At 63.7% G+C, this 24,042-nt stretch carries 26 protein-coding genes and 2 pseudogenes; 10 read left to right on the forward strand and 18 right to left on the reverse strand.

Annotated features, from left to right (window positions below):
• From BMI89_RS17475 to BMI89_RS17490, 4 genes are all read right to left on the reverse strand, one after another.
• Positions 1-471, reverse strand: a complete 471-nt coding sequence (locus BMI89_RS17475; RefSeq protein ID WP_054540790.1) for a DUF2271 domain-containing protein — start codon at positions 469-471, stop codon at positions 1-3.
• Positions 472-509: 38 nt separating this feature from the next.
• Complete coding sequence (locus tag BMI89_RS17480; protein ID WP_038070264.1) at positions 510-890, reverse strand: PepSY domain-containing protein; 381 nt, start codon at positions 888-890, stop codon at positions 510-512.
• A gap of 181 nt (positions 891-1,071) precedes the next feature.
• Complete coding sequence (locus BMI89_RS17485; RefSeq protein WP_078572147.1) at positions 1,072-2,457, reverse strand: ferredoxin reductase family protein; 1,386 nt, start codon at positions 2,455-2,457, stop codon at positions 1,072-1,074.
• Positions 2,414-2,731: a PepSY domain-containing protein gene (locus tag BMI89_RS17490; RefSeq protein WP_038068680.1), complete on the reverse strand. Its 318-nt coding sequence runs from the start codon at positions 2,729-2,731 to the stop codon at positions 2,414-2,416. Before BMI89_RS17490 ends, BMI89_RS17485 begins: the two co-directional genes overlap by 44 nt.
• Before the next feature lie 145 nt (positions 2,732-2,876).
• On the opposite strand from BMI89_RS17490, the gene BMI89_RS17495 reads away from it, so the two are divergent.
• Together BMI89_RS17495 and BMI89_RS17500 are read left to right on the forward strand one after the other, a co-directional pair.
• On the forward strand, positions 2,877-3,536 hold the full coding sequence (locus BMI89_RS17495; protein ID WP_038068681.1) for a response regulator transcription factor: 660 nt from the start codon (positions 2,877-2,879) through the stop codon (positions 3,534-3,536).
• Positions 3,533-4,870 carry an ATP-binding protein gene (locus BMI89_RS17500; RefSeq protein ID WP_078572110.1) on the forward strand — a complete coding sequence of 446 codons (1,338 nt, stop codon included), beginning with the start codon at positions 3,533-3,535 and terminating at the stop codon, positions 4,868-4,870. The genes BMI89_RS17495 and BMI89_RS17500 overlap by 4 nt, the downstream gene beginning before the upstream one ends.
• A gap of 366 nt (positions 4,871-5,236) precedes the next feature.
• On the opposite strand, the gene BMI89_RS20935 is transcribed toward BMI89_RS17500, so the two are convergent.
• The gene (locus BMI89_RS20935) at positions 5,237-5,401 is read right to left on the reverse strand and encodes a hypothetical protein (protein ID WP_009574204.1); all 165 of its coding nucleotides are present in this window, start codon (positions 5,399-5,401) and stop codon (positions 5,237-5,239) included.
• Positions 5,402-5,804: 403 nt separating this feature from the next.
• The gene (locus BMI89_RS17510; RefSeq protein ID WP_078572114.1) at positions 5,805-6,218 is read right to left on the reverse strand and encodes a hypothetical protein; all 414 of its coding nucleotides are present in this window, start codon (positions 6,216-6,218) and stop codon (positions 5,805-5,807) included.
• Positions 6,219-6,399: 181 nt separating this feature from the next.
• On the opposite strand from BMI89_RS17510, the pseudogene BMI89_RS17515 reads away from it, so the two are divergent.
• Positions 6,400-7,110: pseudogene (locus BMI89_RS17515) on the forward strand (IS3 family transposase); the annotation flags it as partial.
• A gap of 70 nt (positions 7,111-7,180) precedes the next feature.
• Complete coding sequence (locus BMI89_RS17520) at positions 7,181-7,534, forward strand: hypothetical protein (RefSeq protein ID WP_078572116.1); 354 nt, start codon at positions 7,181-7,183, stop codon at positions 7,532-7,534.
• Between the two features lie 28 nt (positions 7,535-7,562).
• On the opposite strand, the gene BMI89_RS17525 is transcribed toward BMI89_RS17520, so the two are convergent.
• The 5 genes from BMI89_RS17525 to BMI89_RS17545 form a co-directional block, all read right to left on the reverse strand.
• Complete coding sequence (locus BMI89_RS17525; protein WP_210402174.1) at positions 7,563-8,357, reverse strand: IclR family transcriptional regulator C-terminal domain-containing protein; 795 nt, start codon at positions 8,355-8,357, stop codon at positions 7,563-7,565.
• Positions 8,358-8,511: 154 nt separating this feature from the next.
• Positions 8,512-9,516 carry an FAD-binding oxidoreductase gene (locus BMI89_RS17530; protein ID WP_078572118.1) on the reverse strand — a complete coding sequence of 335 codons (1,005 nt, stop codon included), beginning with the start codon at positions 9,514-9,516 and terminating at the stop codon, positions 8,512-8,514.
• A complete protein-coding gene (locus BMI89_RS17535; RefSeq protein ID WP_246832061.1) occupies positions 9,513-10,463 on the reverse strand; it encodes a 4-hydroxythreonine-4-phosphate dehydrogenase PdxA in 951 nt (316 codons plus the stop codon). Before BMI89_RS17535 ends, BMI89_RS17530 begins: the two co-directional genes overlap by 4 nt.
• Positions 10,464-10,483: 20 nt before the next feature.
• On the reverse strand, positions 10,484-10,969 hold the full coding sequence (locus tag BMI89_RS17540; protein ID WP_078572122.1) for an aromatic-ring-hydroxylating dioxygenase subunit beta: 486 nt from the start codon (positions 10,967-10,969) through the stop codon (positions 10,484-10,486).
• Entirely contained in the window at positions 10,966-12,231 is a 1,266-nt protein-coding gene (locus tag BMI89_RS17545; RefSeq protein WP_210402175.1) for a Rieske 2Fe-2S domain-containing protein, read from the reverse strand. The genes BMI89_RS17540 and BMI89_RS17545 overlap by 4 nt, the downstream gene beginning before the upstream one ends.
• A 254-nt stretch (positions 12,232-12,485) precedes the next feature.
• Here BMI89_RS17545 and BMI89_RS17550 point away from each other — a divergent pair, with 254 nt between their 5' ends.
• Positions 12,486-13,049, forward strand: a complete 564-nt coding sequence (locus BMI89_RS17550) for an NAD(P)H-dependent oxidoreductase (protein ID WP_078572124.1) — start codon at positions 12,486-12,488, stop codon at positions 13,047-13,049.
• Between the two features lie 15 nt (positions 13,050-13,064).
• On the opposite strand, the gene BMI89_RS20660 is transcribed toward BMI89_RS17550, so the two are convergent.
• Positions 13,065-13,508, reverse strand: coding sequence for a hypothetical protein (locus BMI89_RS20660; protein ID WP_143593936.1), 444 nt, complete (start codon positions 13,506-13,508; stop codon positions 13,065-13,067).
• Between BMI89_RS20660 and BMI89_RS17560 the strand changes: the two genes are divergently transcribed.
• The 4 genes from BMI89_RS17560 (at position 13,458) to BMI89_RS17575 (ending at position 18,862) form a co-directional block, all read left to right on the forward strand.
• Complete coding sequence (locus tag BMI89_RS17560) at positions 13,458-14,150, forward strand: SDR family oxidoreductase (RefSeq protein ID WP_078572152.1); 693 nt, start codon at positions 13,458-13,460, stop codon at positions 14,148-14,150. The two genes, BMI89_RS20660 and BMI89_RS17560, sit on opposite strands and share 51 nt — an antisense overlap.
• A 90-nt stretch (positions 14,151-14,240) precedes the next feature.
• The gene (locus tag BMI89_RS17565; protein ID WP_078572128.1) at positions 14,241-15,632 is read left to right on the forward strand and encodes a hypothetical protein; all 1,392 of its coding nucleotides are present in this window, start codon (positions 14,241-14,243) and stop codon (positions 15,630-15,632) included.
• 192 nt (positions 15,633-15,824) lie between these two features.
• Positions 15,825-16,829, forward strand: coding sequence for a TAXI family TRAP transporter solute-binding subunit (locus tag BMI89_RS17570; RefSeq protein ID WP_078572130.1), 1,005 nt, complete (start codon positions 15,825-15,827; stop codon positions 16,827-16,829).
• Positions 16,830-16,948: 119 nt separating this feature from the next.
• A complete protein-coding gene (locus BMI89_RS17575; RefSeq protein WP_168176830.1) occupies positions 16,949-18,862 on the forward strand; it encodes a TRAP transporter fused permease subunit in 1,914 nt (637 codons plus the stop codon).
• 92 nt (positions 18,863-18,954) lie between these two features.
• Here BMI89_RS17575 and BMI89_RS17580 read toward each other — a convergent pair whose 3' ends face one another.
• The 3 genes and pseudogenes from BMI89_RS17580 to BMI89_RS17590 form a co-directional block, all read right to left on the reverse strand.
• Positions 18,955-19,659, reverse strand: a complete 705-nt coding sequence (locus BMI89_RS17580; RefSeq protein ID WP_078572135.1) for an alpha/beta hydrolase — start codon at positions 19,657-19,659, stop codon at positions 18,955-18,957.
• The gene (locus BMI89_RS17585; protein ID WP_078572137.1) at positions 19,652-19,906 is read right to left on the reverse strand and encodes a hypothetical protein; all 255 of its coding nucleotides are present in this window, start codon (positions 19,904-19,906) and stop codon (positions 19,652-19,654) included. The genes BMI89_RS17580 and BMI89_RS17585 overlap by 8 nt, the downstream gene beginning before the upstream one ends.
• A gap of 255 nt (positions 19,907-20,161) precedes the next feature.
• Positions 20,162-21,391, reverse strand: a pseudogene (locus tag BMI89_RS17590) (IS66 family transposase); the annotation flags it as partial.
• Between BMI89_RS17590 and BMI89_RS20665 the strand changes: the two are divergent.
• Positions 21,333-21,743, forward strand: coding sequence for a hypothetical protein (locus tag BMI89_RS20665; RefSeq protein WP_143593937.1), 411 nt, complete (start codon positions 21,333-21,335; stop codon positions 21,741-21,743). The pseudogene BMI89_RS17590 and the gene BMI89_RS20665 overlap by 59 nt on opposite strands.
• Before the next feature lie 35 nt (positions 21,744-21,778).
• Here BMI89_RS20665 and BMI89_RS17595 read toward each other — a convergent pair whose 3' ends face one another.
• From BMI89_RS17595 to BMI89_RS17600, 3 genes are all read right to left on the reverse strand, one after another.
• Positions 21,779-22,831: a hypothetical protein gene (locus tag BMI89_RS17595; RefSeq protein ID WP_078572139.1), complete on the reverse strand. Its 1,053-nt coding sequence runs from the start codon at positions 22,829-22,831 to the stop codon at positions 21,779-21,781.
• A gap of 253 nt (positions 22,832-23,084) precedes the next feature.
• Positions 23,085-23,249 carry a hypothetical protein gene (locus tag BMI89_RS20940; RefSeq protein WP_010138195.1) on the reverse strand — a complete coding sequence of 55 codons (165 nt, stop codon included), beginning with the start codon at positions 23,247-23,249 and terminating at the stop codon, positions 23,085-23,087.
• A 388-nt stretch (positions 23,250-23,637) separates the two neighbouring features.
• Positions 23,638-24,042 (reverse strand): hypothetical protein (locus BMI89_RS17600; protein WP_078572141.1); only part of this gene is annotated, 405 nt, incomplete at its 5' end.

The raw sequence follows: 24,042 nt of genomic DNA on the forward strand, positions 1-24,042 counted from the left end.
TCACATGTCGTAGGCGAAGCTGGCGATGTACCGGCGCCCGCGCACCGGCGTGCCCGCGCCGTCGGTCGTGAGCGGTACGGCCACCTCGTTCGGACTGTCGCGCATGTCCTCGACGGCCGCGTCGATGTGGAGCGTGTAGCCCGCATCAAAGAGCGCGTCGGCGAGGTCGAGCGTGATCTCGAGCGTGCGGCCCGCGCCGACGCTGGCGCCGGTGATTCCGTTCACCTGCGCGGTGTCGCCGCCGGTGGCGCGGTACCAATCGCTGAGGTGCTCGTAGTACTTGGACTTGCCGCCAGCCATCCAGAGACTGCCGACATAGGCGCCCGAGGTGTCGGTGACGTAGAGCGCGAGATAGGCCCCGTCGCCGCCGTAATTGTTGAGGGTCGTGGTGAGCGTCACCGGCCGCGCCATGGCGAGGCCGGGGAGCGTCAGCGCGGTGGTGAGCGCGAGCGTTGCGAGAAGCGATTTCATCGGGTTGATCCTTGTTCGGAGAGGAGCTTGAGAGCGGTTCAGTTCACCTGAACCTGCGGCGGGGTGCCGTTCCCGAAGAGGCCGTTCTGCGGAGGGGCGACCGTGCCGGCGGGCGCGGGATTGCGGGCGCCGCCACGGTCGTCGTCCTCATCCTCGTAATCCATCTCGACGATCTGCAACGTCGCCGGATCGAGCTTCACCTCGATCTCCCGGCCATCCTGATCTCGGCCCTCGATCTCGTAGCAGCCATCGTCGATCTCGAAGTCGCGCACGGTCCAGCCGTTTTGCTCAGCCAGCTGCATCACGGCCTCGCGCGGCTGCCACTGGTCACGGGGCACGCGGCACTCGTCGTCGTCGGCCAGGGCGGCGCCAGCGGGCAACAGGGCGATCAGGGCGAAGGCGGTCAGGGTCTTCTTCATGGCAGGGTCTCCTTGTCATCTGCTGAGGACAATCTGGAGACAGGACCTGAGGCCTTCCTGACGCGTCGGCGATTCCCGGTTCAGCTTGCCGTCAGGAAAATGGCCCCGCCGATGAGGGCGGGGCCAAAAAGGTGCGAGCGCAGGCCACAGGGCTGACATGGCGATGCGCCCTGCCCCGCGGTTAAGCGAATTCGAACTGCTCGAAACGGACACGGCGAGGCGTTTGGCCTTGCGCCTTCAAGCCCTTCAGGACCCCGTCCTTCAGGCCGGTTGGGCCACAGAACCACAGATCGGCTTGCCGGACTGCGAAAGGGGTGGCGCTGATCAGCCGCTCAGCCGTGAGCCTGCCATCGCGCGCCGCGACGAACACCTCGAAACTGAACCTCGGGTTGCGGGCAACCGCAGCGCGCAGCGTCTCTACGCCAATCGCTTCATCTTGTGTCGGAACGCAGTGGATGAGGTGAATGTCGCGACTCTCCGCCTCTGTCAGGCTTTCCGCCCAGGCGAGGAACGGCGTGATACCGATGCCGCCGGCAAGCCATATTTGGCGCGCACCGCCCTTGCGGAAATTGAACCGTCCATATGGCCCTTCGACCTGCACACGCGTTCCGGTCCGCAAGATGGCGGGCAGGCTTCGTGTCCAGCCACCCAAGCCCCGGATGGAGAACGTCAGGGTGCCGTCAGGGCGCGGGGCGCTGGCGATCGTGAAGGGGTGCGGCTCGGACAGTCCCGCCTCTGGCGCGCGGAAGAAGGCGAATTGCCCCGGCCGCCACCGCATGGCCCGCCCCTCGGGGCGGAGGGTCAAGGTGGTCGTGTCACCGGTCTGCCTGATCTGGCTGACGGTGAAGTCTCTACGCCGTAGGTGCGGAGCGAGCAACTCGGTGAAGATCCAGGCGACCACTCCGGCGATGCCGAAAGCATTCAGCACCAACATGAATGTCGGGTCTACCCCAGCAGGCATGTCGACAAAAAACTGGTGAAACACCACGATTGCAAAAAGGGCTCCCATGAAACGATGGCTGAACCGCCAGAGCTGATAGGGAATCTCGAGCCCGATGAAGGGCAATCTCCGGAACCAGCTGACAGCGACTAGGGCGAGAAGTGCGTTGAAGGCAAGTTCGCCCGCCTCTTCACCTAGGTCCCCAAGGGAGGTTTCACGCACCAAACGCTCGAAATCCGGCTCTATCTGCTGGTGCAGTATCATCAGGACCATCGCGGAAATGCCGAGCCATTTGTGGACCCGGTACATTCGATCGAGACCGCCGAACAATGGTTCCACCAGTGGCGGCCGTGCGGCGAGGATCAAGGTCTGTGCCATCGCGACAACTGCCGCGGCCCCGACGGCAATACCAAATGCTGCATCCGCACCATAAGGCGCATAGGTGTTCATCCCGAACAGAGCCGCCAGCAGGCATGGCAGCGCCACCAGCACCGGGCCCGTCAGGGCCAGAGGAGAGTTGAGGGAAAGCCGAGGGAGTGTGGGAAGGCCCGGCGCAGAGACATTACCATCACGATGCGCCGTATCAGTCATCGTCGCGTCTCTCGTGATCGCGGTCGCGACGATCATCATCGTCGTCCTCAAACTCGAACTCGATTACTTCCAACGTCGCCGGGTGGACCGTCACCTCGATCGCACGCCCTTGGGCATCCCGGCCGTCAATTTCGTAGCAGCCATCGTCGATCTTGATGCGGCGCACCGCCCAGCCATTTTCCTCGGCAAGACGGGCAACCGCGTCGCGCGGCTGCCAATCAGCCATCGGAACGAAGCAGTCGTCGTCAGCCAGCGCCGCGCCGGCCGGGAAGACCGCGAGAAAGCCGATAATTGTCAATGTCTTCTTCATGGGGCACACTCCTAGTGGCTCGCCTCTTGATGCACTTCATGCGCTGCGAAACTGACGACAGCCTGAACGGGCGCGACCCACAGGCTTCAGCTTCGTGTCAGCCAGACGGATCATGCAGGGACATCAGACAAGAACGGGTACGACCATGCGCATATTGCTGATCGAAGACGACACGACCCTCGGCGCTGCCGTGCGCGACCAGATCGCAGCCGATGGCCAGTCAGTGGATTGGGTTACGCGGTTGGATGCGGCAAGCGATGCCATGGCTGCTACGTCCTACGACTTAATCCTGCTCGACCTGATGCTGCCGGACGGGCGTGGCATCGGGTTCCTCAAGGTTTTGCGCACGCGGGGCGACGTGACGCCGGTCATCATTCTTACCGCACTCGACCAAGTGTCGGACCGCATCGAAGGCCTCAACGCGGGCGCAGACGACTACCTTGTGAAGCCTTTCGACCTGTCGGAACTGTCGGCGCGGATCGGATCGGTCGCGCGGCGCTACAGCGGCAACCCCAACCCGATCCTGACCCACGGACCGCTCGACATCGACCTTGCTGCGCGCAGCGTCCATCGGGATGGCAGACATGTGCCGCTGACGGCGCGGGAATGGGCGCTCTTCGAAGCCTTCCTCGCGCGCCCCGGGCAGCTCCTGTCCAAGGCGCAGTTGGAGGAGAAGCTCTACGCCTTCGACGCCGAGGTCGAGAGCAACACCATCGAGGTCCATGTCAGCCGCCTGCGGAAGAAACTGGGGAGCGCAATCATCGAAACCGAGCGCGGCATGGGCTACCGCCTGGGCAGGCCATGAGGTGGCCCGCAAGCCTTCAGGCGCGGCTCGGCCTATCCGTGGGGCTGGTGCTGACGGTGCTGTGGCTGCTGGCTGCGACGGTGACGGCCGTGATCGTCCGGGCCGAAATGGACGAGGTCTTCGACAGCGCGCTCCGTGAGACAGCGGAGCGGATCCTGCCGCTGGCAGTAACCGACATCGTCGGGCGGGAAGATCAGGGTGTGACCCAGCGGCTCGCCCCGATCCGTGCGCACGACGAGTTCTTCACCTATCTCGTGCGCGATGCCGAAGGCCGCATCCTGCTGCAATCGCATGCGGCGGACCCCACCGTGTTCCCCTCCTATGACGGGCCCGGGTTTCGCCAGACCGCGACGCACCGTCTCTACAGCGACGCGGCGCTTCAGGACACGATCCGCATCACAGTGGCCGAGCCGCTGGCCCACCGCATGTCGGTGGCTCGCGAAATCCAGATGGGTCTCGGCCTGCCCTTGCTGATCGTGCTTCCAGTGGCCTTGATCGCGATCATCCTGGCAGTTCGCTTCAGCCTTGATCCTCTGCGCCGGTTCCGCGCGCGGCTGGAAGCACGTGGCGCTCGCGACCTTTCGCAGGTTCCTCACGAGGGGCTTCCAACTGAAATCGGCCCGTTGGCTGATACGCTGAACAGCCTGCTGGCCAGATTACGTGAGGCGTTCGAGGCCGAGCGAAGCTTCGCCGCGAACGCCGCTCACGAGTTGCGCACACCACTCGCGGGAGCGATCGCGCAGGCGCAGAGGCTCAGGTCGGAAACCAAGGACCGAGCGGCTGCACAACGTGCGACCGACATCGAGGAGACGCTGAAAAGGCTGACGCGACGCACAGAACGCATGATGCAACTCGCGCGGGCAGAAGGCGGGCGATTGAGGATGGACAAAAGCTCGGATCTGAGGGGCGTTGCGAGAATTGTGGTGGACGATATTGGCCGCACGGGCACGCCAGATCGTATCAGGCTAAATCTTCCCGACATGGCTGTCATGTCAGATCTTGATCCCGACGCCTTCGCCATCCTGTGCCGGAACCTCGTGGAAAACGCTCTTCGTCACGGAGCACAGGCTTCCCCGGTCGACGTCACGCTGACCGCATCTGGCCAGTTCACCGTAGCAAATGACGGCCCCGTCGTGCCGTGCGAAACACTCGACCGGCTGACAGCGCGTTTCGAGCGGGCCTCTGCCACCTCCGACGGCAGCGGCCTGGGTCTTGCCATCGTCGCCGCAATCGCAGAGCGGATCAGCAGCCGCCTTGTCCTTCAATCGCCGCGGCCGGGCCGGACCACAGGTTTTCAAGTATCACTCAGGTTGCCGATAGACGACAGCGAGTGACAGCGACATCCACTTTGGTTCCCAAAGGGCCAAATGCAGCCTCGGGATCAAGATCATCAGGGCCTGGCCTGGCGCGTCGGTTACCGTGCTATGCAGCGTCACGCTCGGAAAGGCAGCGCACAGCGCCAGCAGCCTGTTCGGAATGGACCCCGCGCTGATGAACGTCATGTAACCAGCGCTCACCATGGGGGTGACCGCTGTTTCCAGCATATAGGGATGGTCGACGAAAAGGCTTCCCGAACATGGTAGAAGCAGACTGTCGGAAGCGATTGTTAGCCGACTGACTATCTCCGGTCACGGGGGCATTACTAGGCCCAGGTGCACACCTGTGCCACGCCTGGGCCCTCGGGAAGTGAGGCCGAAGCCTCACCCGAAGGGATCGTATTCCGAGACGATCACGACCTCGTCTCCGTCGATTTCATCAGCGGGGACGGCGCCATAGGTTCCATCACCGGCCTGGAAGACGACGATCGAGACCATGAGCGTGGCGGCGAGAGAGGCGGCGAAGGCGTGAGCATCTTTGCGGGACATCTGTTTGGCTCCTGTCTTGGAGGCGGAGGACCATCCCCCGCGCGACAGGACCTCGCAGGCCCGAAGACTGCCTGACATCACCGGGTGCGTTCGGCCCGAAAAAGTGAAACGGGGCCGAATCCATCCGGCGGCACGGGTTCGCCCGTAGTCCGACCCCTTGCGGGTTGATTTTGAGGCCAGGATTCGGGGCAAGGAAGGGAATGGCGAGCGGGGGATGGTGCGACCGCTGACAGGAGCCGGGTGTCCCGCTGATGCTTTCGCTGCCAGCCTCCCGGGCAGACATTTGGTAGAAGACCTAGTTCCGTGATGGATTGGATCCTATGGTGCTCCGCGATTTCGCGGGACAGGGTCCTGATGGGTGAGAGGCCCGCGCTTCGGCGGGCCCTTCGGGTTCTACATGGGCTCAGGCGGCAAGCTCCGCGCCCCCTGCCCTACCGGCGGCTTCTTCGCCGACAATTTCGAGCCGCGCGTTGCGATAGCCTTCCCTGGCGATCCAGAGTTCGGCAGCCGTGACAGACCCGGCCAGGTGGAGCAGTTCCGTGCAACCGCCGAAATCCAGCAGGACGCGCACCTGTCCGGGCTTCGGCTCCTCAGCCACCTCGAAGGTCAACGCACTGTCAGCCGAATGCGTTCGCATGATGGTGACGAGAATGACCCCGTCCGAGGCGAAGTTTCCCTCGTGCAGCGTGAACGACGCCGGCGCCGTCCAGGTCGGATAGGGTCGCGGCGGCTCCTTCTTGACGAGACGTCCAACGCCGTTGGAGCGTTCCCAGGCCGCGAGCTTCTTCGTGAACCGCGCAGGCGGTTTGCCGCACATTCGACCCCGGCGAACCAACCGCCGGACAGATTTGTCATGCCGCGCGTCTGCAGAAGGGAAACCTCGGTGCGGATCCGGATCAGGTTCTCCTTGGACACAGGAACTGCGTCGAGATGGACCTGCACATCCGAGGCAAAGGACACAAGCGTCAAAGGCGACGGACTGACATGGTTGTCTTGGCCACATCAAGGAACAGTCCCGCCTCAGCCTGGGCGGCTATGGCCGTCCACGCATGACCGAAGAATTGAGAGAGATGGGTCTGAACGTCGGTCATCGCCGGGTTGGCAGATTGATGCGCGAGAACGGCATACGGGTTGAGCGATCCAAGAAATACAAGGTGACGACCGATAGCGACCACGCTTTCAACATCGCGCCGAACCTGCTGAACCGGGACTTCCGCGCAGATCGGCCGAACCAGAAGTGGGCCGGTGACATCAGCTATGTCTGGACGCGAGAAGGATGGCTCTACCTTGCCGTGATCCTTGATCTGCATTCCCGGCGTGTCATTGGCTGGGCGGTGAGTAACAGGATGAAACGTGACTTGGCAATCCGAGCATTGAAGATGGCGGTTGCACTGCGCCAGCCTCCCAAGGGCTGCATCCATCATACGGATCGCGGCAGCCAATATTGCTCCCACGATTATCAGAAGCTCCTGCGCCAGCACGGCTTCAAGGTATCAATGAGCGGCAAGGGCAACTGCTATGACAACTCCGCCGTCGAAACCTTCTTCAAGACGATCAAGGCTGAGCTGATCTGGCGACGGCCTTGGCAGACGCGCAGAGACGCCGAGTTGGCCATCTTCCAATACATCAACGGCTTCTACAATCCACGTCGACGGCACTCAGCATTGGGCTGGAAAAGCCCGGTCGCCTTCGAACGAAAGGTCGCTTAAACGAGCACTTGGGGCGGCACAGAAACGGGACAGGTCCATCTTTAACCACAGCGTCGGATCGCGCCTGCCGATGATCCGCAGCGATGCCGGGCTTGCCTATCTCGCCATGATCGAGGAAGAGCGGCTCGAACTGATGACCCCGCAACTGCGCAGCCTGGCTGGGGATGAATGGCCAACGCGGGAAAAGAGCATCAAGCAGGCCCGGCTCGACTACCAGAATTTGGGGTTCGTCCTGGCCGACCAGGTTTTCCATCTCGCCATCCGCGCGGTCGCGACCCCCGTGATCGCCAAGTCGAGCGGCCGGATCTTCACCCTGAGCTGCGCAGGCCCCGTCGCCACGAGCGAACGGCTCCGCAACGAGATCGGGCCGAAGCTGACGCTTCTGGCGAAGAACCTTCAGACCACCACGATGATGCTGACCTGACGCGGGCAGCCTTGCCCGCCGACATCGTTCAAAGGGACCGCGACAGCGCCTCGGCATAGATGCGCAAAATGGGCAGCATGTGCTTGCGCATGTCCTTGACGGTGACGCGCGGCCGCGCCGCGCTCACGCTCATCGAGGCGACCAGCTTGCCGTCCGGGTCGAAGACCGGAATGGCCATGCTGACCATGCCCAGCTCCAGCTCCTCGTCGGTGAACGCCACCTTGTCACGGCTGGCGGCGCGGATGATCTCCTTCAGCTTCGCCTTGTCCGTAACCGTATGCTTGGTCATGGCCACCGGCTCCGCCGCGTCGAGATAGGCATCCAGCGCCTTGTCGTCATAGGCCGACAGCAGGATACGCCCCGTGGCCGCGGCATAGGCGGGCAGCCGGGTGCCCAGACGGATCGCGGTGGAGACCAGCCGCGCAGCCTCGGCCCGCGCGACAAAGGTTGACCGGCCATCCTCTAGGATCGAAAGCGAGACGGATTCCCCCAACTCCTCGCGCGCCGCGTCAAGCTGATGCTGGGCAAGCTGGGGCAGCGGAATCGCGCCGGTATAGGATCGGCCCAGCCGCAACATGCGCGGGGTCGGCATGAAACGCGGGCCGTTCTTGGTCAGATAACCCAGATCGGTCAGGGTCAGCAGGCAGCGCCGCGCACTGGCCCGCGAAATGCCGGTCTCATCAGCGGCGGACGAAACAGTGACAGCCGGGTGCTCTTCCCCGAACAATTCGATGATGGCCAGGCCCTTGGCCAGCCCCGCCATCCCCTCGGGCGCGCGCGATTTCGTCGCCGTGCCCCCTTCTTTTTCCGTCGTCCCCGTCATCCGAGCTCCACCCTTTTCTGGCATGTCCGGTCCCCGGCGCCTGTCGTGTCGGCGACGTGCCGGGCACCAAGCGGCCCGGCGGGAAACGCCGCGCCGCAACCTGCCATAGCATCCGGGATAAGTCCAGAAACCGGGTGGGGCCGCGCAGGCGGCGTTATTCCTCGTCGCCCGACGCCACGAAAGCATCGCTGAAAAAGCGATCTTTGGCCAGCCCGGCCTCGGCCTCGAATTCCGAGCGCGCCGCGTCGATCATCACCGGCGCACCGCAGGCATAGACCTCGACATTGCTCATGTCGGGAATGTCCTCAAGCACCGCGCGGTGAACGAACCCGGTGCGCCCGTCCCAGCCGTCCGAAGGCGACGAGATGACCGGCGTGAAGCTGATCCAGGGATGCGCCGCAGCCCAGCGGGCGGCGACATCGGCCATGTAAAGATCGGCCTCGGTATTGACACCCCAATAAAGCTTCAGCGGCCGCTCGGCCCCCAGCGCGATCTGGTTCTCGATCAACGATTTCATCGGGGCAAACCCGGTGCCGGTGGCCAGCAAAACCGCGTCCATATCGTCGTTGTCAGACAGGCAGAACTCGCCATAAGGCAGCTCGACGGTCAGGAACTGCCCCTTGTCCAGCTTGCTCAGCACCTGCTCCGAGAACTTGCCGCCGGGTACATGCCGGATATGCAGCTCGATCCCGTCGTTTTTCTGCGGGGGGTTCGCCATGGAGTAGTTGCGGCTGTCGCCGTCCTCCATCACCACCCGCAGGTATTGACCGGCGCGGAACGGTGCGCGTTGCCCGATCGGCAGGCGGAACTGGATCACGGCCACGTCCGGCGCCGGGCGGGTGATCTTGCGCACCTTCGCCTCCAGCGTCTTGCGCTCCACAGGCTCGACCTTCTGGATCCGGGTCGGCGCGATCTGAAGATCGGTCAGCGGACGGGCCTGGCACAGCTTCACGCCCTCGGCGGGACCGGCCTGAACCCCCTGCCCGCGCACCATCGCCTCGCCCGAAGCGATGCCGCCTTCGCAGGACGAACACACACCCTTGCGGCATGAATAGGGAATGGCATAGCCCGCGCGGTCAGCCGCGTCGAGAACGGTTTCGTCCTCTTCGCAGTCGAAGCCGATATCGTCATGGTCGGTGACGGTTATACGAAAACTCACTGAATACCTCCGACAAGCCTGATCGCGGCGACCGCCGCATCGCTGGACGCCTGACCCTTGCCCGCAATATCGAACGCCGCGCCGTGCCCGACGCTGGAAAAGACCAGCCCGGAACCGATCGACATCGCCGCCGAACTGCGCCCGGCCAGCAGCTTGACCGGGATATGGCCCTGATCGTGATACATGGCGACAAAGGCGTCATAGCCTTCGCGCACCAGCATCACGTCGGCGCCTTCCGGCCCGTGCGCGTCGATCCCTTGGGCGCGCAGCCGTTCGATGGCGGGGGTGACGATGCGGTCGTCCTCATCCCCGAAAAGCCCGCCCTCGCCCGCATGGGGGTTGATCCCGAACAGCCCGATGCGCGGGGCGTCGATCCCCAGACCGCTGAGCGCCTGATGCGCGGCCAGCGTGGCGCGTTCGATCAGCTCCGGCGTCAGCCGGTCAAGCGCGGTGTGAATGCCTTCATGCAGCGTCACATGCACGATTCGAAGCCCGCCGCCGATCAGCATCAGGAAAACCGAATCCTCGCCGGTGCCTAGAAGCTCGGACAGAAGGTTGGGATAGCCCGAAAAGGTCCGCCCACTGGCATTGACCGCCGTTTCCGAATGCGGACAGGCCACGATGGCGCGGCCGGTGCCGTCCTTGACCAGCGCAACCGCGCGCTCGACATAGGCAACCGTCGCCCGCCCGCTGGCCGCTGTGGGTGTGCCGGGCGTCACATCGGCCGCGTCAATCGCGCCAACCTCATGAAGATCGACGTGGCCGGGCGCGCCCCATTTGTCCATGGACGGCTCAAGCGCGAAGCCCGCCGCCGTCACGACCGGCTCCACCAGATGCCGGTCGCCCACGATCACCGGGCGCAGCGCCGGATCGTCGGCCAGCGCGATAGCGGCCTTGGCCGCGACTTCCGGGCCGATCCCGTTGGCATCGCCAACGGTGATCAGCACTTTTTCCTTTTGCGCCGTCATTATAGCGGGAAACCGAGCAGCGTGTCGATCTGGTTGCTGTCCAGCACCACAGTGCGCGACACGATCTTTGCCTCGTCGCCGACGATCCGGTAGCGGTCGATATAGCGCCCGGTGGCAAAAAGATCGGTCGGCCCCTCGCGGGTGATCCGGGCCACCATGAACGAGGTTTCCGAATCCACTTCGTCGCCTTCCAGCTCGCCCACGAAGGGCTGCCCGATCATGTGGCGGTAGGAGTGGCGCTCATAGACGTTGGCCTCCAGCAGCGACAGGATACGGTCGCGCAGCATGTCCTTGCTGTCGAGCCAGACAAGACCCGCCTCAAGGTTCTGCGCGTAATTGTCGGCGCTGGTGATCGTGTAGAAGCAATCATCCACGAAGAAGTTGGGCCATGCCGTGCAATCGCCATCGTCGATCTCGCGGACATAGCGGGCCTGCGCGGCGCTGATCAGGGCCGAAACCTCGGCCTGCCGGACGTGAATGTTCATAGGCCCATCCTCATTCTGTATTCTGCCCAGAACCCCCGGATCGAGGCTTCCGTGATGCGGTCGTCGCCGCCTTCGATGCTGCGCCCGCCCATTTCGAGCACGGCATTGTTGTCCGACGCGCCCTTGGTGCCCCGGCGCACGAAGCCGCCGATACAGCCGTCTTCCATCGACACATAGCCGCCCGGCCCGATCAGGTTCGACAGTTTCAGACGCGCGCGGCGCTGTTCGGTCGTGTCGTCTTCGAACCCGATATAGGTCCATTTGAGATGCATCTCGTCGGTGCCTTTCGGCAGGACCTGACGCACCGCGATCGAGTTCTGGATCTGCTGCAGGACGAAACCCGGAAAGACCGTGAGGATCTGCAGGGTGATGTCGTCATCGAATTCCTTGAAGCTCGCCAGAAGCGACTTGTCGGCCAGTTGCAGGTCCGATTGCGACCGGATATTCTGGTCCGAATAGATCGTGTTCTTCGCCTTCTCGGCTTCCGCGACCTGGTCGATCTCGGAATAGCTCACATGGCAGCCGCCATTCGGGCTGACGATGATCCCGCCCTTCTGCGACAGCCGGTTCAACTCGAAGGTGGTGAAGAAGGTGTGCAGGATACTGGCGTGATAGCTGTCCTTGGTGTTCTCGACATAGAGCTTCCAGTTGTTGGGAAGCACCTGTGTGAACCGGCCCAGAACCACCATCTTGCGGCCTTCCAGCACGCGATGGATGCGGTCGAGAACCTCCTCGCCCAGGTAATCCTCGATATCGTCCACATCCTCGTCGAAGCTGCCGAAGATCAGCCCGTCGACATTGGCTACGCGCAGCTTGCGCGGGCCGACGGAATTCATGCAGAAGTCCTTCTCCATCCCGCCTTTGCCGCCGATCCCGTCCTTGAACGCGATCCCCACGAGGTCGCCTTGCAGGCTGTGGGTCCAGGCATGATAGACGCAGGTGAAATCCTTGACGTTGCCGCGATCTTCCAGCGCCAGAAGCGAGCCGCGATGCGAGCAGCGGTTCTCGAACGCATAAATCTCGCCGTCATGGTCGCGGGTCACGATGACCGGGGTTTCCCCGACATGGACCGCGACGAAGTCGCCGGGCGACTGAAGTTCGGCTTCAAGACACATGTAGTTCCAGGTTTCCCCCTGGAACAGGCGCTCATTTTCCATCTCCAGAACGTCTTCGCGCTGGAACACCCAGTAAGGGACATGGAAACCCTCATCTTCCTTCGCCCAAACAGGCATTTCCGCCCCAAGGGGCGCCAAATTGTTCATGGGTTTACTCCCTCCCGATAAACGAGTTGTCGGATGTTCGCATTTCGAACTCAAACCGCTATTCGTTTTTTTGATTTACAATCCTGAGAATTTTGTGTCAAGCAGGGACTGGCCATGCAGATGCAGAAAACGGGGGGAGGAGCAGATGAAAAATCAAGGCACCAAGCCCCTTGCGAAGGTGACATATCCGCCGGTGCCGGCGGGCGGCGTTCAGGGGCCGGTCACTGGCCGTCAATCATCTTAAGGAGCGGAAAATGCCCAAAAAGACAGTCCTCTTCATGTCGGGAAGCAGCCAGGTCGGCTCGTCCAACTGGCGGATGGTCGGCGCCGCTGCGGCCCTTGCGGACCGCGACATGGCGGATGCCTTCGCGGCGGTCACGCTGAACCTTGCCGAATATGAGCTGCCGGTTTTCATCGAGGGTCAGCCCAGTCCCATACCGGACGATGCAGCGAAGCTTCGCAAAGCCGTGGCCGCGGCAGACGCCATCTTCATGAGCTCCGATGAATATACCGGCGCGTTCTCCTCGGTGTTCCGCAACGCCGCTGGCTGGATCGGGCATGACGTGGACGGCGCGGGCAACCTGTTCCACGGCAAGCTGATCACGCTCTGCGGGGCGCCCGTGGGCGGCGTCGGCGCGCTGCGCGGCCACCCTGCCCTACACCAGTTCCTTCTGGAGCTCGGCGCGAACGTCTATTCGCAGAAATTCGAGCTCGGCTCGACCTCAAGGATCTTCCGCCAGGATGGAAGCCTGTCGCCGTCGGTCCAGAAGCAGCTGGTCGAAGGGGCCTTCGCCCGGCTGGCGGGCGAAACCGTGTGACGCAGCCCTGACCCGTCAGGGGATCAGGACCGTCTCCCGCAGCTCGAAGCGTAGCACCTCCTCGGCGAAGGTGCCGAGATCGCCCGCCGCCGCCGCCGCTTCGGGCGATCCGACCGCCTGGGTGGCATCCGCCTGATCGCGCCGCGCCCGTGCGCTGCCGCCCAGCCGGACAAGATCGTTGTGGATACGGCGGAAATGGCGCGCCGTCTCGTGATCGTTCCAAAACGAGATGCCGCCAAACCCGCGATGGGTCTGCATCGAGGCGGTGCGCAGCCCGCCGCAGGCCAGGATCAGCGCCTCGCGCCCGGCGGCACTGTCCGCGAACCCCTCTGCCGGTTGCCGCGCCGCCAGCCCGATGGCCAGCCCGGCCAGATCGACATCCTGGGCGTGTCCTTCGGCGGCCGCCTCATGGTTGTCACCGGCGGCGCGCGCGGACAGGGCGCGCTTCAGGCCCGGCATCTCGCGGCGCGGGGCGCGCAGGTGATTGTCGCCGACATCCTTGAAGACGAGGGCCGCGCCCTCGCCGATGAGATCGGCGCGCAATTCGCCCGCCTCGACGTGACCTCGGAAGCGGACTGGGCGGCGTTGCAGGCGCAATGCGGCGACTGGCCCCTGCACGGTCTGGTGAACAATGCCGGGCTCTATCGGCCAGAAACCATCCCCGACACCACGCCCGAGGATTTCGACCTGCAATACAAGGTCAACCAGTTCGGCACCTATCTGGGCGTGAAGTTCGCCGAAGCGGCGATGGGTCCCGACGGCGGGTCGATCGTGAACATCTCGTCGCTTGCCGGGCTGCGCGCCAGCAAGGGCATTGCCTATGTCGGCACCAAATGGGCCGTGCGCGGCATGACCAAGACCGCCGCGCGCGAGCTGGGCCCGCGCGGGATCCGCGTCAACTCGGTCCATCCGGGCATTATCCTCACCCCGATGCTGGACGCCTGGAGCGACGAGGACCTGAAGACCCGCACCGCGCAGGTGCCGCTGGGTCGCGCCGGCATGCCGGAAGATGTCGTTCATATGGTATTGTTTTTGCTGTCGGATTTCAGCCTCTACATCTCAGGAGGCGAAATCGCGATTGATGGCGGGTTGTCTGTCTAGACAATACCGGAAAGGATAGGGCCGCCGCCCGGTCGACCATGCCGGGCGGTGCGTAGCGGTCGGTTCACCGGTATGAGGTAAGAGCATATAATGCCAGATGCGGCCCGCCCGGACCGGCTTTCCACGATCGCCTCCGCCGCTTTGCTGGGCGGCACCGTCTTCACCCTCGCGGACCTGTTCAGCGACAATCACCTGTTCGCCGGAATCGCGATCACGCTGATCGTCTGCCACATCCTGATGCGCTGGCGCCATGTGCGCACCAACGCCAAGGTTCTGCTCCTGCTGGCGGCCCTGTCCGCGGTGCTTCTGGTCATGGCCGGCGGCGATCCGGGCAGCCTTGCCCTTGCCGCGAGCCGCGCGCTTTACCTGCCCGCGCTGCTGACGGTCATGGCGATCCTGCGGGTCGCCGCGATGCGCTCGAACATCGTTAATACGGCGGCGCATTTCGTGGTGGACCAGCCGCCGTCACGTCGTTTCGTGCTCCTGGCCAGCGGCAGCCATATCTTCGGCATCCTGCTCAATCTCGGCGGTCTCCAGCTTCTGCTCGGGATCGCGCTGGCCCAACGCGACCGCACCGCGCCCACGCCCCAGATCGGCGAGGTGCAGGGACGGCGAATCGCGAATGCCGTCATGCGTGGCTTCGCCGCAACGATCCTGTGGTCGCCGGTCGGTCTGGCGATGAACATGCTCCTGCCGCTGATGCCGACATTGGGATATGTGTCTTACCTGCCCTACGGGCTCGGCCTGATGGTGGTCTTCTTCGCCCTGGGCTGGGTGTTCGACCGGCTCGAGCCGCGCCCGCGCCGCACCTTCACCCCGTCACCCCACAAGGGTGCGGGCCTCGCCATGGCCGCACTGCTCGGGTTGCTCATCGCGATCACCGGGCTGTCGGCACTGGCCGAGGTGGTGATCGGCATTCCGATGCGCGCCGCGATCCTGATCGTGATCCCCTCCATGGCGGTGGTCTGGGTGCTCCTGACCGAGGGGCGCCCGTTCTCCGGCAACCTGACATCCCTCGCCCGCGACGGGTTCCGTGCGCTGCCGGATTCGACCAGCGAGATCTGCTTGATCGGGGCGAGCGCCTTCCTCGGCCTGACCGTCGTCGAGATGCTGCCCGCCGATCAACTGCGTTTGCTGATCGAGAACGTCTCGCTCGGCCCGGGGGTGATCGCCTGTATCATCATCCTGCTGATGACTCTGGTCAGCCAGCTTGGCCTGTCGCCGATGATCGGCGCGCTGGTCTGCTCGGGGGCCATCATCTCGTCCGGGATCGACATGCCGGAGGTGATGCTGATGCTCGCCGTGATGTGCGGCTGGTCCGGCTCGATGCTGCTGTCGCCCTTCGCCTCGACACTGGCCATCGCCATGGGCATGACCGGCAAATCCGCCCGGGAAGTCGGCCTGCGGTGGAACGGCCCCTTCATCCTGACCTATTACGCGATCAGCATGACCGCCCTGCTGATCGCGGGCGCACTGCTCTGATCGTCCCCCCAATCGGGGCGGTTCATATACGTTTGAAGAATGCGGCGGGGACGATCGGCGTGAATTGACTCCGTGTCTGCCTGCCTCTAAGTTGATGCGGTATTCGATGTTTGTTCGAATACCGAGCTATAAAAGCAAGCCCGCTCCAGATAGCGGAGCCAGCACCACGTGGGTAGGGAGGATGTTGCCCCAATGATTTTCCAGAAACTGACCGCCGCAGCGCTCGGCGTTGCCATGTTTGTGGGCGCCGCGCCCAAATCCGCCGAGGCCGATATCCTCGTGATGGGCGGCAACCCGGAAGGAAGCCTGTTCTACGCGCAGTCGCAGGCCATCGCGTCGGTCATTGGCCAGCACACGGGCGACCGCGTCGACGTGCTGCCGCAATCCCCGACCGTCTTCTTCCCGATGTTCGTCTCCAGCGAAGCCGATCTCGGCCTGTCGAGCCCGCTCGAAGCCAACTTCGCCTACCGGGCCGTGGGCCCCTATGAGGGCATGAATGGCGGCGAGGGTTACCCGATCTCCACCATCATGCTCGGCTCGCCGATCCGCCTGTCGCTGGTGGTCCGGGGCAGCTCGGACATCCACAGCATGGAAGACCTGAAAGGCAAGCGCGTCGTGTCGAACTACGGTGCCTTTGCCGGGTCCTCGATCACCGCCGAAGCCGCGCTCGCCAATGCCGGTCTGACCGCCGACGACTTCGAGGTCGTCAGCGTCTCCAGCTATCCCGAAGGCGTGACCGCCGTGATCGAAGGCCGCGCCGACGCCGCCGTCGGCTCCATCGGCAGCGGTATCCTTCAGCAGCTCAACGCCGCCGAAGGCGCGCGCATCCTGTCGATCGACCCCTCGCCCGAAGCGATGGCCCGTTCGCAGGAAATCGGCAGCGCCTTCGTTCCGATCGAAGTGCCCGCGGGCATCGTCGGTGTCGACAGCGACATCTACGCGCTGAGCTATGCAACCACGCTCTATGGCCGCAGCGACCTCGCCGATGACAAGGTCATCGCGATCCTCGAGACGCTGTGGGAGCATTCGGAAGAGCTGAAGGCCATTCACCCGTCGCTCGCGACCTGGACGCCGGATCGCTTTGCCGACACCGCCGTCGTGGTTCCGTTCCACCCGGCCGCCATTGAATTCTTCAAATCCAAGGGCGTGTGGACCGACGAGCTCGAAGCCCGTCAGGCTGAGATTTCGGCGAAATAACCCATGATGCCCCGGGCCCGTCCCGGCGCGACACAGCAACGGATCGCTCCGGCCAGATCTTGACGGCCGGGGCGATTCTCCCTGTAAGAGTCCACACGCCAATCGGAGGCCAGACACCCGTGCAAGAAAACAACAGGGTTCTGAAACGCCCGTATCGCTACGTCTACGAGGTCCTTGCGATCATCCTGCCCATCGCGGCACTGATCTATTCGCTTCAGCTGCTGCCGCGCTTCGGCATCATCATATACAAGGAACAATACCTGACGCTGTTCATCGCGATCTGCGTCGCGATCTCGTTCCTGGTCAAACCCTTCTCCAAGTCCCAGGTCCGCGAGACGCCGCCCTGGTATGACATAATCGGGGCCGTGCTGGCGCTGATCGTCGGGGGTTACATCTTTCTGAATTACGACGAAATCGTCCGCAGCCTTGGCCTCATCACCACCGACAAGGTGATCGTCAGCGTGATCGGTATCGTCCTGCTTCTCGAGGTGGCACGCCGCCATGTCGGCTGGACCATGGTTAGCGTCGGCCTTCTGGCGCTCGGATACGCCTATTTCGGTCACTACCTGTCGGGCATGTTCGAAACCCGCGTGATCCGCTGGGACCGGCTCGTCACCTATAACTATCTCGGAACCGGGGCGATCTTCGGCACGCCGGTCTATGTCGCGGCCACCATCGTCACCAGTTTCGTGGTCTTCGGACAGGTGCTGTTCTTGGTCGGCGGCGGCGATGCGATCTCTGATTTCGCCTTCGCCCTGATGGGCCGCCGCAAGGGCGGACCCGCCAAGGTCGCGATCATGTCCAGCGCGCTCTTCGGCTCGCTCTCGGGCAGCGCCTCGGCCAACGTGGCCACCACCGGGATGCTCACCATCCCGATGATGCGCAAGGTCGGATATTCGCCCGAACGGGCCGGCGCGGTCGAGGCGGTCGCCTCCACCGGCGGCCTCGTCCTGCCGCCGGTCATGGCCGCCACTGGCTTTCTCATGGCCGAGTTCCTGGCCGTTCCCTATGCCACCGTGGCCATCGCGGCGGCGGTTCCGGCGCTCCTGTTCTACTTCTGCGTCTACCTTCAGGTTCACCTCGAAGCGGTGAAAGCCAGCATGGAAGGCGTCGACGCGACCGAGCTTCCGGACCTGCGCGATGCGGGCCGCCGGATGATCCCCGTGGCGGTGCCCTTCGCGATCCTGCTCTGGACGCTCTTTGGTTGGAACTGGAACCCGGCGGCCTCGGCCTTCGCGGCCAGCTTCGCCACGATCCTGATGTCGCTGGTCCTGCCCAGCATGCGCCGCCCGGCGCGTGCCTATGTCCGCACCTTCGTGGAGGCGGGCGAAGCCACGGTGTTCATCGCGATCATGTGCGCCATTGCCGGGATCGTCGTGGGCTGCCTCGGCCTGACCGGCCTTGGGTCGAGCCTGTCGCAGAACCTCATCGCGGCCTCGGGCGGCAGCATCTGGCTGCTCCTGATCTTCTCGGCCATCGGCTGCATCATCCTGGGGATGGGGGTGCCGGTGACGGCGACCTATATCATCCTCGTGATCCTGATCGGCCCGGCCTTCGAGCAGCTCGGCATCAACAAGATGGGCGCGCATATGTTCATTTTCTACTTCGGCACGCTGTCCTTCCTGACGCCGCCGGTCTGCCTGTCGGTCTTCGTGGCCGCGTCCATCGCGCGCTCCGCCCCGATGAAGACGGCACTCGAAGCGCTGAAACTGGCCGTGGTCGCCTATGTCATCCCCTTCGCCTTCGTCCTGAACCCGGCCTTCCTGCTGGAAGGAACGCTGGTCGAGATCGGCGCGGCCATCATCGGCGGCGTGGCTTCGGTCTTCCTGATCTCCGCCGGGCTGGTGGGATACCTGGCAAGGCGCGTGGCCGTACCCCTGCGTCTGGCGGTGATCGTGATCGGGGTGGCGAGCTTCTTCCTGACCGGCCTGCACCCGGCCTTCGCCCTGCTGCCGCTGGGCATCGTGCTCCTGCTCTATGGCCAGCAAAAGCTCATGGGCGGCAGCGCGGCAGGCGCAGTGCTCGGCAACTAGGCCCGAACGATATCCCGCTCCGGCGGGTCCGGAAAGCGGCGCCCCTCGCAAGACGGGCGCCGCTTTTGCATGAGGAGAAGAACCGCCCGGCGTCAGGGCGTCGCGAGGATCGCCTCCAGCGTCTCCTCGGGTTCGGTCAGCATCGACAGGTGACTGCCCGCGATGGTCACGATCCGCGCCCCCCGCGCCTCCATCACCGGCACGAAGCGCGTCATCGGTGACGGAATGCCCCATTCGGTGCACAGGATATAGGTCTGAGGCACCGACGCGATATCCGGCGAGACCGGGACCGGCTCGAAGAAGGTGCGCCAGGGCTGGCCGCCGATCCGCGGTGTCACGAAGTCCAGCACCGCCGGATCGGTGACCCCGAAAGCCGCCATCGGAATCGGCTCCAGCAGCCGGTCGGCATCCCTGCCCGCCTCGTAATGCGCGCGGTTTGCGGCCTCCATGCAATCGACCATGGCCTTGCCATCCTCGGGCACGAAGGCATCGTAATAGATCAGCGACCGGATCTTGCCCGGGATGCGAGCCTGAACGCCGGAGATGACCATGCCACCATAGCTCCAGCCCAGAAGATCGACTTCTTCCAGCCCCTCCATCTCGTTATGGGCCACCACATCCTCGATATGCGTGCTCAGATCGGCGCTGCCCGCCATCAGGTGGCGGCGTTCCCCCAAACCGGTCAGGGTCGGGGTGGTGACGACATGCCCCTGCGCCCGCAGCCGGGCCGCGAAGTCGCGCCAGACCCAGCCCCCGTGCCAGGCGCCGGACACCAGAACGAAGGTGCGTTCAGACATCGGCAAATCCTTTCGGTTCGGACGGCACCAGCGGACGATACACCGGCGCCTCTGCGCGTCCGCCGACCCGGCAGGCGACCGGCGCAACGAAATGCACCGGGATCAGGATCGCGTTTTCCGCGATGCATCGCCCCAGGACCGCCTTGCGCGATTGGGCCGCCTGCGCCGGATAACGGTCAAACTCACAGCGGATATCGGGGTCGGCGATCTCGACCGGGTGATGCAGGGTATCGGCGCAAAAGATCACGCTTTCGGGGGTCTGCTCCGGTAGAGGGCAGGATTGTACGTTAAGCTTCCTGGGGGGCGCCTTAATTCAGCGGTGTCAGGACCTCCCTTGGGATAGATGCTCGACATAATCGTCCATCGTGATTTCTCCGCCTTCTTGCGCGGTGCGCTGGCGATCTTCCTGAGGCAGCGCCGCTTGCACGAAATCAATTCCCTTCCAGCTGGGATGGGGTTGCGAGCCATCTTTCGCAGGGTAAGCATACGCCAAGGGCCGCGGTCAGGCGGCCTTGACCTCGGCTTTTCCCTTCGGTTTCCAGTTCCATGGCAACAATTCCGGCAGCCGCGAGACGGGGATGTCGGAGATCCGCGCGATGGCGTCTGCCAACCAGGCTTGCGGGTCGATGTTGTTCAGCTTGGCGGTGCCTATCAAGGAATACATGAAGGCCGCGCGCTGCCCGCCCCTCTCGGAGCCGGCGAAGAGCCAAGACTTTCTGCCCAGGGCCACACCGCGCAGAGATCGTTCCGCCGCGTTGTTGCTGAGGCAGACCCGTCCGTCTTCCAAGAACCGCGTAAAGCCCGGCCAGTGATCGGGCGAGAGCAGATAGTCGATCGCCTTGGCGACCTTGGCGTGCTTCGACAGCTGCGCACGTTGCGCCCGAAGCCAGAGTTCCAGGGCGGCGACCTGTGGGGCTGCGTGCGCCTTGCGCGCCTCCAGACGGGCGGCCGGGTCGAGGCCGGCGATCTCGCGCTCAATGTCGAAGAGAGCATCGATGCGCTTCACCGCCTCGAAGGCGACCGGCGAGATTTCCCTGGCATCCTTGCCCTTGCGGATGTTCCCCTCGACATCGGCCAGTTCGAAGAACTTGCGGCGTGCGTGGCTCCAACACAGGGCCGAAAGAACCGGCCCCGGCTTGCGGTCGCCGCGATAAAGCGGGTTGTAACCCGCATAGGCATCGGCTTGCAGGATCCCCTGCCAGTCCTTCAAATGCGCGACCGGGTGTTCCCCGCCCCGGTCGCGCGAGAAGCGGAACACCACCGCTGGCGGCGCCGCGCCCCCAAAGGGACGATCGTGGCGGACATAGGTCCAGAGCCGCGCCGTCTTCGTGCCGCCGCGGGCCAGCAGCGGCACCGTCGTATCGTCACCATGCAGGCGTTCGGCCACCATGACATGCGCCGCGATCAGATCATGGAGCGGTTTCAGCAGATCGGTCACGGCGCCGACCTGGTCGGCAAGCGTCGAGAGGCTGAGGTCCACGCCTTCCCGCGCATAACGCTCGGCCTGACGGTTCAAAGGCTGATGCTGGCCGAATTTTTCGAAGACAATCATCGCCAACAGGCTGGGGCCTGCCCAACCCCGCGGGATCGGGTGGAATGGCGCGGGCGGCTGGCTGGTTCGGGCGACCCTCGAACCAGTGGCGGGCACGCCCTCACTCTCGCAGGCCCGGCAGGTGAACTTTTCGCGCACGGTCTGGATCACCTTCCATTGCCGCGGCACCACCTGTTGGGAAATGCAGGGCCTTGCTGCGACGGGCTATCGATACCGGAATATTCCGGACGCGGACCGCAACCAAAAGCTGATTGCGATCTCGGGGCGCTGTCGCTCAACGCGTACAGAAAATGCAAAAGGAAGTCGCCGGGGCATTCTCCACGGTCTTGGATTGGTGCATGGTAAAAGGTTGCACCAAGGCGGAAGCCATCGCCACGGTATGGGCCACTTCCTGGCCGAACTGATCGGGGAGAGCGGATACCGCTTCGCGCCAGCATTGTTGGATTTCCGGCTCCCTGAGCTCTTGGCGCCGACCTGGTCAGGTCACGGCCGAAAACTACGGGAGTTCGTCGATGTGGCGGCGATAGATTGACGGCCGACGACATGACCGCGCGGCAAACTCCGGGTTCAGTCTAGGTCGGACGGATCAACTGCGTCTAACTCGAAAATCGTTGCCTCGGGTTTTGGCCCCATCACACGCGTTGGCAGATTGGGCGCAGGCAATTGCCCTCTGTGGTGCCCCTTCACCAAGACAACCTTACCGCTGCGATAGCGCCGCTCATGTTCGCTCACCCAATGGCGAACAGGGCCGTTGCGTCCGTCCTGAGTCCGCCGCTCGAACTCAAGGCGAGCCTGACGCTCTTGCATGTGAGCCGCGGCCTGCGGACCAATGCGGATTGTAAGATGGGATTTCTGCGCACCCAGAATCCAGGACTTCCCGAACTTTCGAGCTGTCTTTGCGTCCTTGGCCGTGAACGTCTCATGTTCCGTGGGAATGATGCCCCCCAAGTCCGGGGAAACCAGCATCGCAAAGAGCGCGTAGGGGATGAAAAGATCGTAGCCTGTTTCAACTTGGTGCACCGTGCGCCGACCGTTGATCATTTCCATCGTATCACCGCTCCGCACACGGAATTCGACCATGGAACGGCTCAACTCGACTTCGACGTTGTCGTAGTTCAACTCGCCTGTCGGAGTTCGTTTCACGAGCAAAGCGCAGATTGGATCGACGACCCGCGAATTGTCGCGGCGATGGAACATCGTGATGCGCAAGTGGCCATTGTTTCGATCATCGATGAGATAGCCGCGTAGACCAGTGCCTATGGGTTTGTCGTCATGTCTCGTTACTGGTGAAGCCCGTTCAAAGCGCGCGACACCCAGCTCTCGATCGTCAAATTCGACCCAAACAACGTCGGCGGGGAGCTTTACCTCACCCAGAATGGCCATTGCGGGAAGACCGGTTTCCGAAGCCTGTTTGGCGACTGCGTCATGAAGCGTATCGGCATAGGCTGCAGCCATATGGTCGAGCAGGTACACTTTCGCCTGCTGCAGGGCATCGAGCGCATACTCGCGAAAAAGCCTCAGATCCTCGGACGGCGTAAAGTGCCAAACTAGGTCGTCAGCAGGAGCCGATCTACCCGCAAGCGATGAACCGTATAAGGAAATCAATGACTTGTAGAGCATGCGACGTGACCTGAACCAAATACGACGCAGTTTCCGCCGAACCCTGACGATATTCAAGCGGCCTTCATTGCACGGCAATTGACCGCTGATGTCTGGGCAAAGCCAGATTGGCTGACGCTCGAGCTCGATTTTTTTTGCAGAGGCATGCCGACCATCGTCGGCTCATTTTGCCGGTCGGCCGGAACGGTTGAGAGGCGAAAGGCCCGGATCGGAGCCTTGCTCCGAACCCGAGCCGTCTTCGAGTCCGTGGGCTTTACGCCCACGGGTCGATCTCACCCACTACCTGAACTTCGTCGCCGTCGATTTCATCGGCGGGGACGGCGCCATAGGTTCCATCACCGGCCTGGAAGACGACGATCGAGACCATGAGCGTGGCGGCGAGGGAAGCAGCGAAGGCGTGAGCATCTTTGCGGGACATCTGTTTGGCTCCTGTCTTGGAGGCGGAGGACCATCCCCCGCGCGACAGGACCCCGCAGGCCCGAAGACTGGCTGACATCACCGGGTGCGTTCGGCTCGTCCGAATCCACCCGGCGGCACGGGCTCGCCCGTAGTCCGACCCCTCGCGGGTTGATCTCGAAGACGGGATTCGGGGCAAGGAAGGGAATGGCGAGCGGGGGATGGTGCGACGGCTGACTGGAGCCGGGTGTCCCGCTGATGCCATCGGTGCCAGCCTCCCGGGCAGGCTTTTCAAGGAATACGTCATTCCGTGTTGGATTGGATGCTATGGTGCCCCGCGATTTCGCGGGAAAGGGTCGTGATGGGTGAGAGGCCCGCGCTTTGGCGGGCCCCTTGGGTTCTACATGGGCTCAGGCGGCAAGCTCCGCGCCCCCTGCCCTATCGCCATCCTCGCTGCCGACGATCTTCAGCCGCGCGTTGCGATAGCCTTCTTTGGCGATCCAGAGTTCGGCAGCCGTGACAGACTCGGCCAGGTGGAGCAGCTCCGTGCAACCGCCGAAATCCAGCAGAACACGCACCTGCCCAGGCTGTGGTTCCTCAGCGACCTCGAAGGTCAAGGCGCTATCCGCCGAATGGGTCCGCATGATCGTCACGAGTATGACCCCGTCCGAGGAGAAGTTCCCCTCGTGCAGCGTGAACGACGCCGGCGCCGTCCAATTCGGATAGGGTCGTGGCGGCTCCTTCTTGACGAGACGTCCAACGCCGTTGGAGCGTTCCCAGGCCGCGAGCTTCTTCGTGAACCGCGCAGGCGGTTT

This window comes from Thioclava sp. F36-7 (assembly GCF_002020075.1).
In the GTDB taxonomy this organism is placed as follows: Bacteria; Pseudomonadota; Alphaproteobacteria; order Rhodobacterales; family Rhodobacteraceae; genus Thioclava; species Thioclava sediminum.

Excerpts from the sequence above, each read along its gene's own strand:
- BMI89_RS17475 (WP_054540790.1), bottom strand. The coding sequence starts at position 471 with ATGAAATCGCTTCTCGCAACGCTCGCGCTCACCACCGCGCTGACGCTC.
- BMI89_RS17480 (WP_038070264.1), bottom strand. The coding sequence starts at position 890 with ATGAAGAAGACCCTGACCGCCTTCGCCCTGATCGCCCTGTTGCCCGCT.
- BMI89_RS17485 (WP_078572147.1), bottom strand. The coding sequence starts at position 2,457 with ATGATCGTCGCGACCGCGATCACGAGAGACGCGACGATGACTGATACG.
- BMI89_RS17490 (WP_038068680.1), bottom strand. The coding sequence starts at position 2,731 with ATGAAGAAGACATTGACAATTATCGGCTTTCTCGCGGTCTTCCCGGCC.
- BMI89_RS17495 (WP_038068681.1), top strand. The coding sequence starts at position 2,877 with ATGCGCATATTGCTGATCGAAGACGACACGACCCTCGGCGCTGCCGTG.
- BMI89_RS17500 (WP_078572110.1), top strand. The coding sequence starts at position 3,533 with ATGAGGTGGCCCGCAAGCCTTCAGGCGCGGCTCGGCCTATCCGTGGGG.
- BMI89_RS20935 (WP_009574204.1), bottom strand. The coding sequence starts at position 5,401 with ATGTCCCGCAAAGATGCTCACGCCTTCGCCGCCTCTCTCGCCGCCACG.
- BMI89_RS17510 (WP_078572114.1), bottom strand. The coding sequence starts at position 6,218 with ATGTGCGGCAAACCGCCTGCGCGGTTCACGAAGAAGCTCGCGGCCTGG.
- BMI89_RS17520 (WP_078572116.1), top strand. The coding sequence starts at position 7,181 with ATGATCCGCAGCGATGCCGGGCTTGCCTATCTCGCCATGATCGAGGAA.
- BMI89_RS17525 (WP_210402174.1), bottom strand. The coding sequence starts at position 8,357 with ATGACGGGGACGACGGAAAAAGAAGGGGGCACGGCGACGAAATCGCGC.
- BMI89_RS17540 (WP_078572122.1), bottom strand. The coding sequence starts at position 10,969 with ATGAACATTCACGTCCGGCAGGCCGAGGTTTCGGCCCTGATCAGCGCC.
- BMI89_RS17545 (WP_210402175.1), bottom strand. The coding sequence starts at position 12,231 with ATGAACAATTTGGCGCCCCTTGGGGCGGAAATGCCTGTTTGGGCGAAG.
- BMI89_RS17550 (WP_078572124.1), top strand. The coding sequence starts at position 12,486 with ATGCCCAAAAAGACAGTCCTCTTCATGTCGGGAAGCAGCCAGGTCGGC.
- BMI89_RS17560 (WP_078572152.1), top strand. The coding sequence starts at position 13,458 with ATGGTTGTCACCGGCGGCGCGCGCGGACAGGGCGCGCTTCAGGCCCGG.
- BMI89_RS20660 (WP_143593936.1), bottom strand. The coding sequence starts at position 13,508 with ATGCCGGGCCTGAAGCGCGCCCTGTCCGCGCGCGCCGCCGGTGACAAC.
- BMI89_RS17565 (WP_078572128.1), top strand. The coding sequence starts at position 14,241 with ATGCCAGATGCGGCCCGCCCGGACCGGCTTTCCACGATCGCCTCCGCC.
- BMI89_RS17570 (WP_078572130.1), top strand. The coding sequence starts at position 15,825 with ATGATTTTCCAGAAACTGACCGCCGCAGCGCTCGGCGTTGCCATGTTT.
- BMI89_RS17580 (WP_078572135.1), bottom strand. The coding sequence starts at position 19,659 with ATGTCTGAACGCACCTTCGTTCTGGTGTCCGGCGCCTGGCACGGGGGC.
- BMI89_RS17595 (WP_078572139.1), bottom strand. The coding sequence starts at position 22,831 with ATGCTCTACAAGTCATTGATTTCCTTATACGGTTCATCGCTTGCGGGT.
- BMI89_RS20940 (WP_010138195.1), bottom strand. The coding sequence starts at position 23,249 with ATGTCCCGCAAAGATGCTCACGCCTTCGCTGCTTCCCTCGCCGCCACG.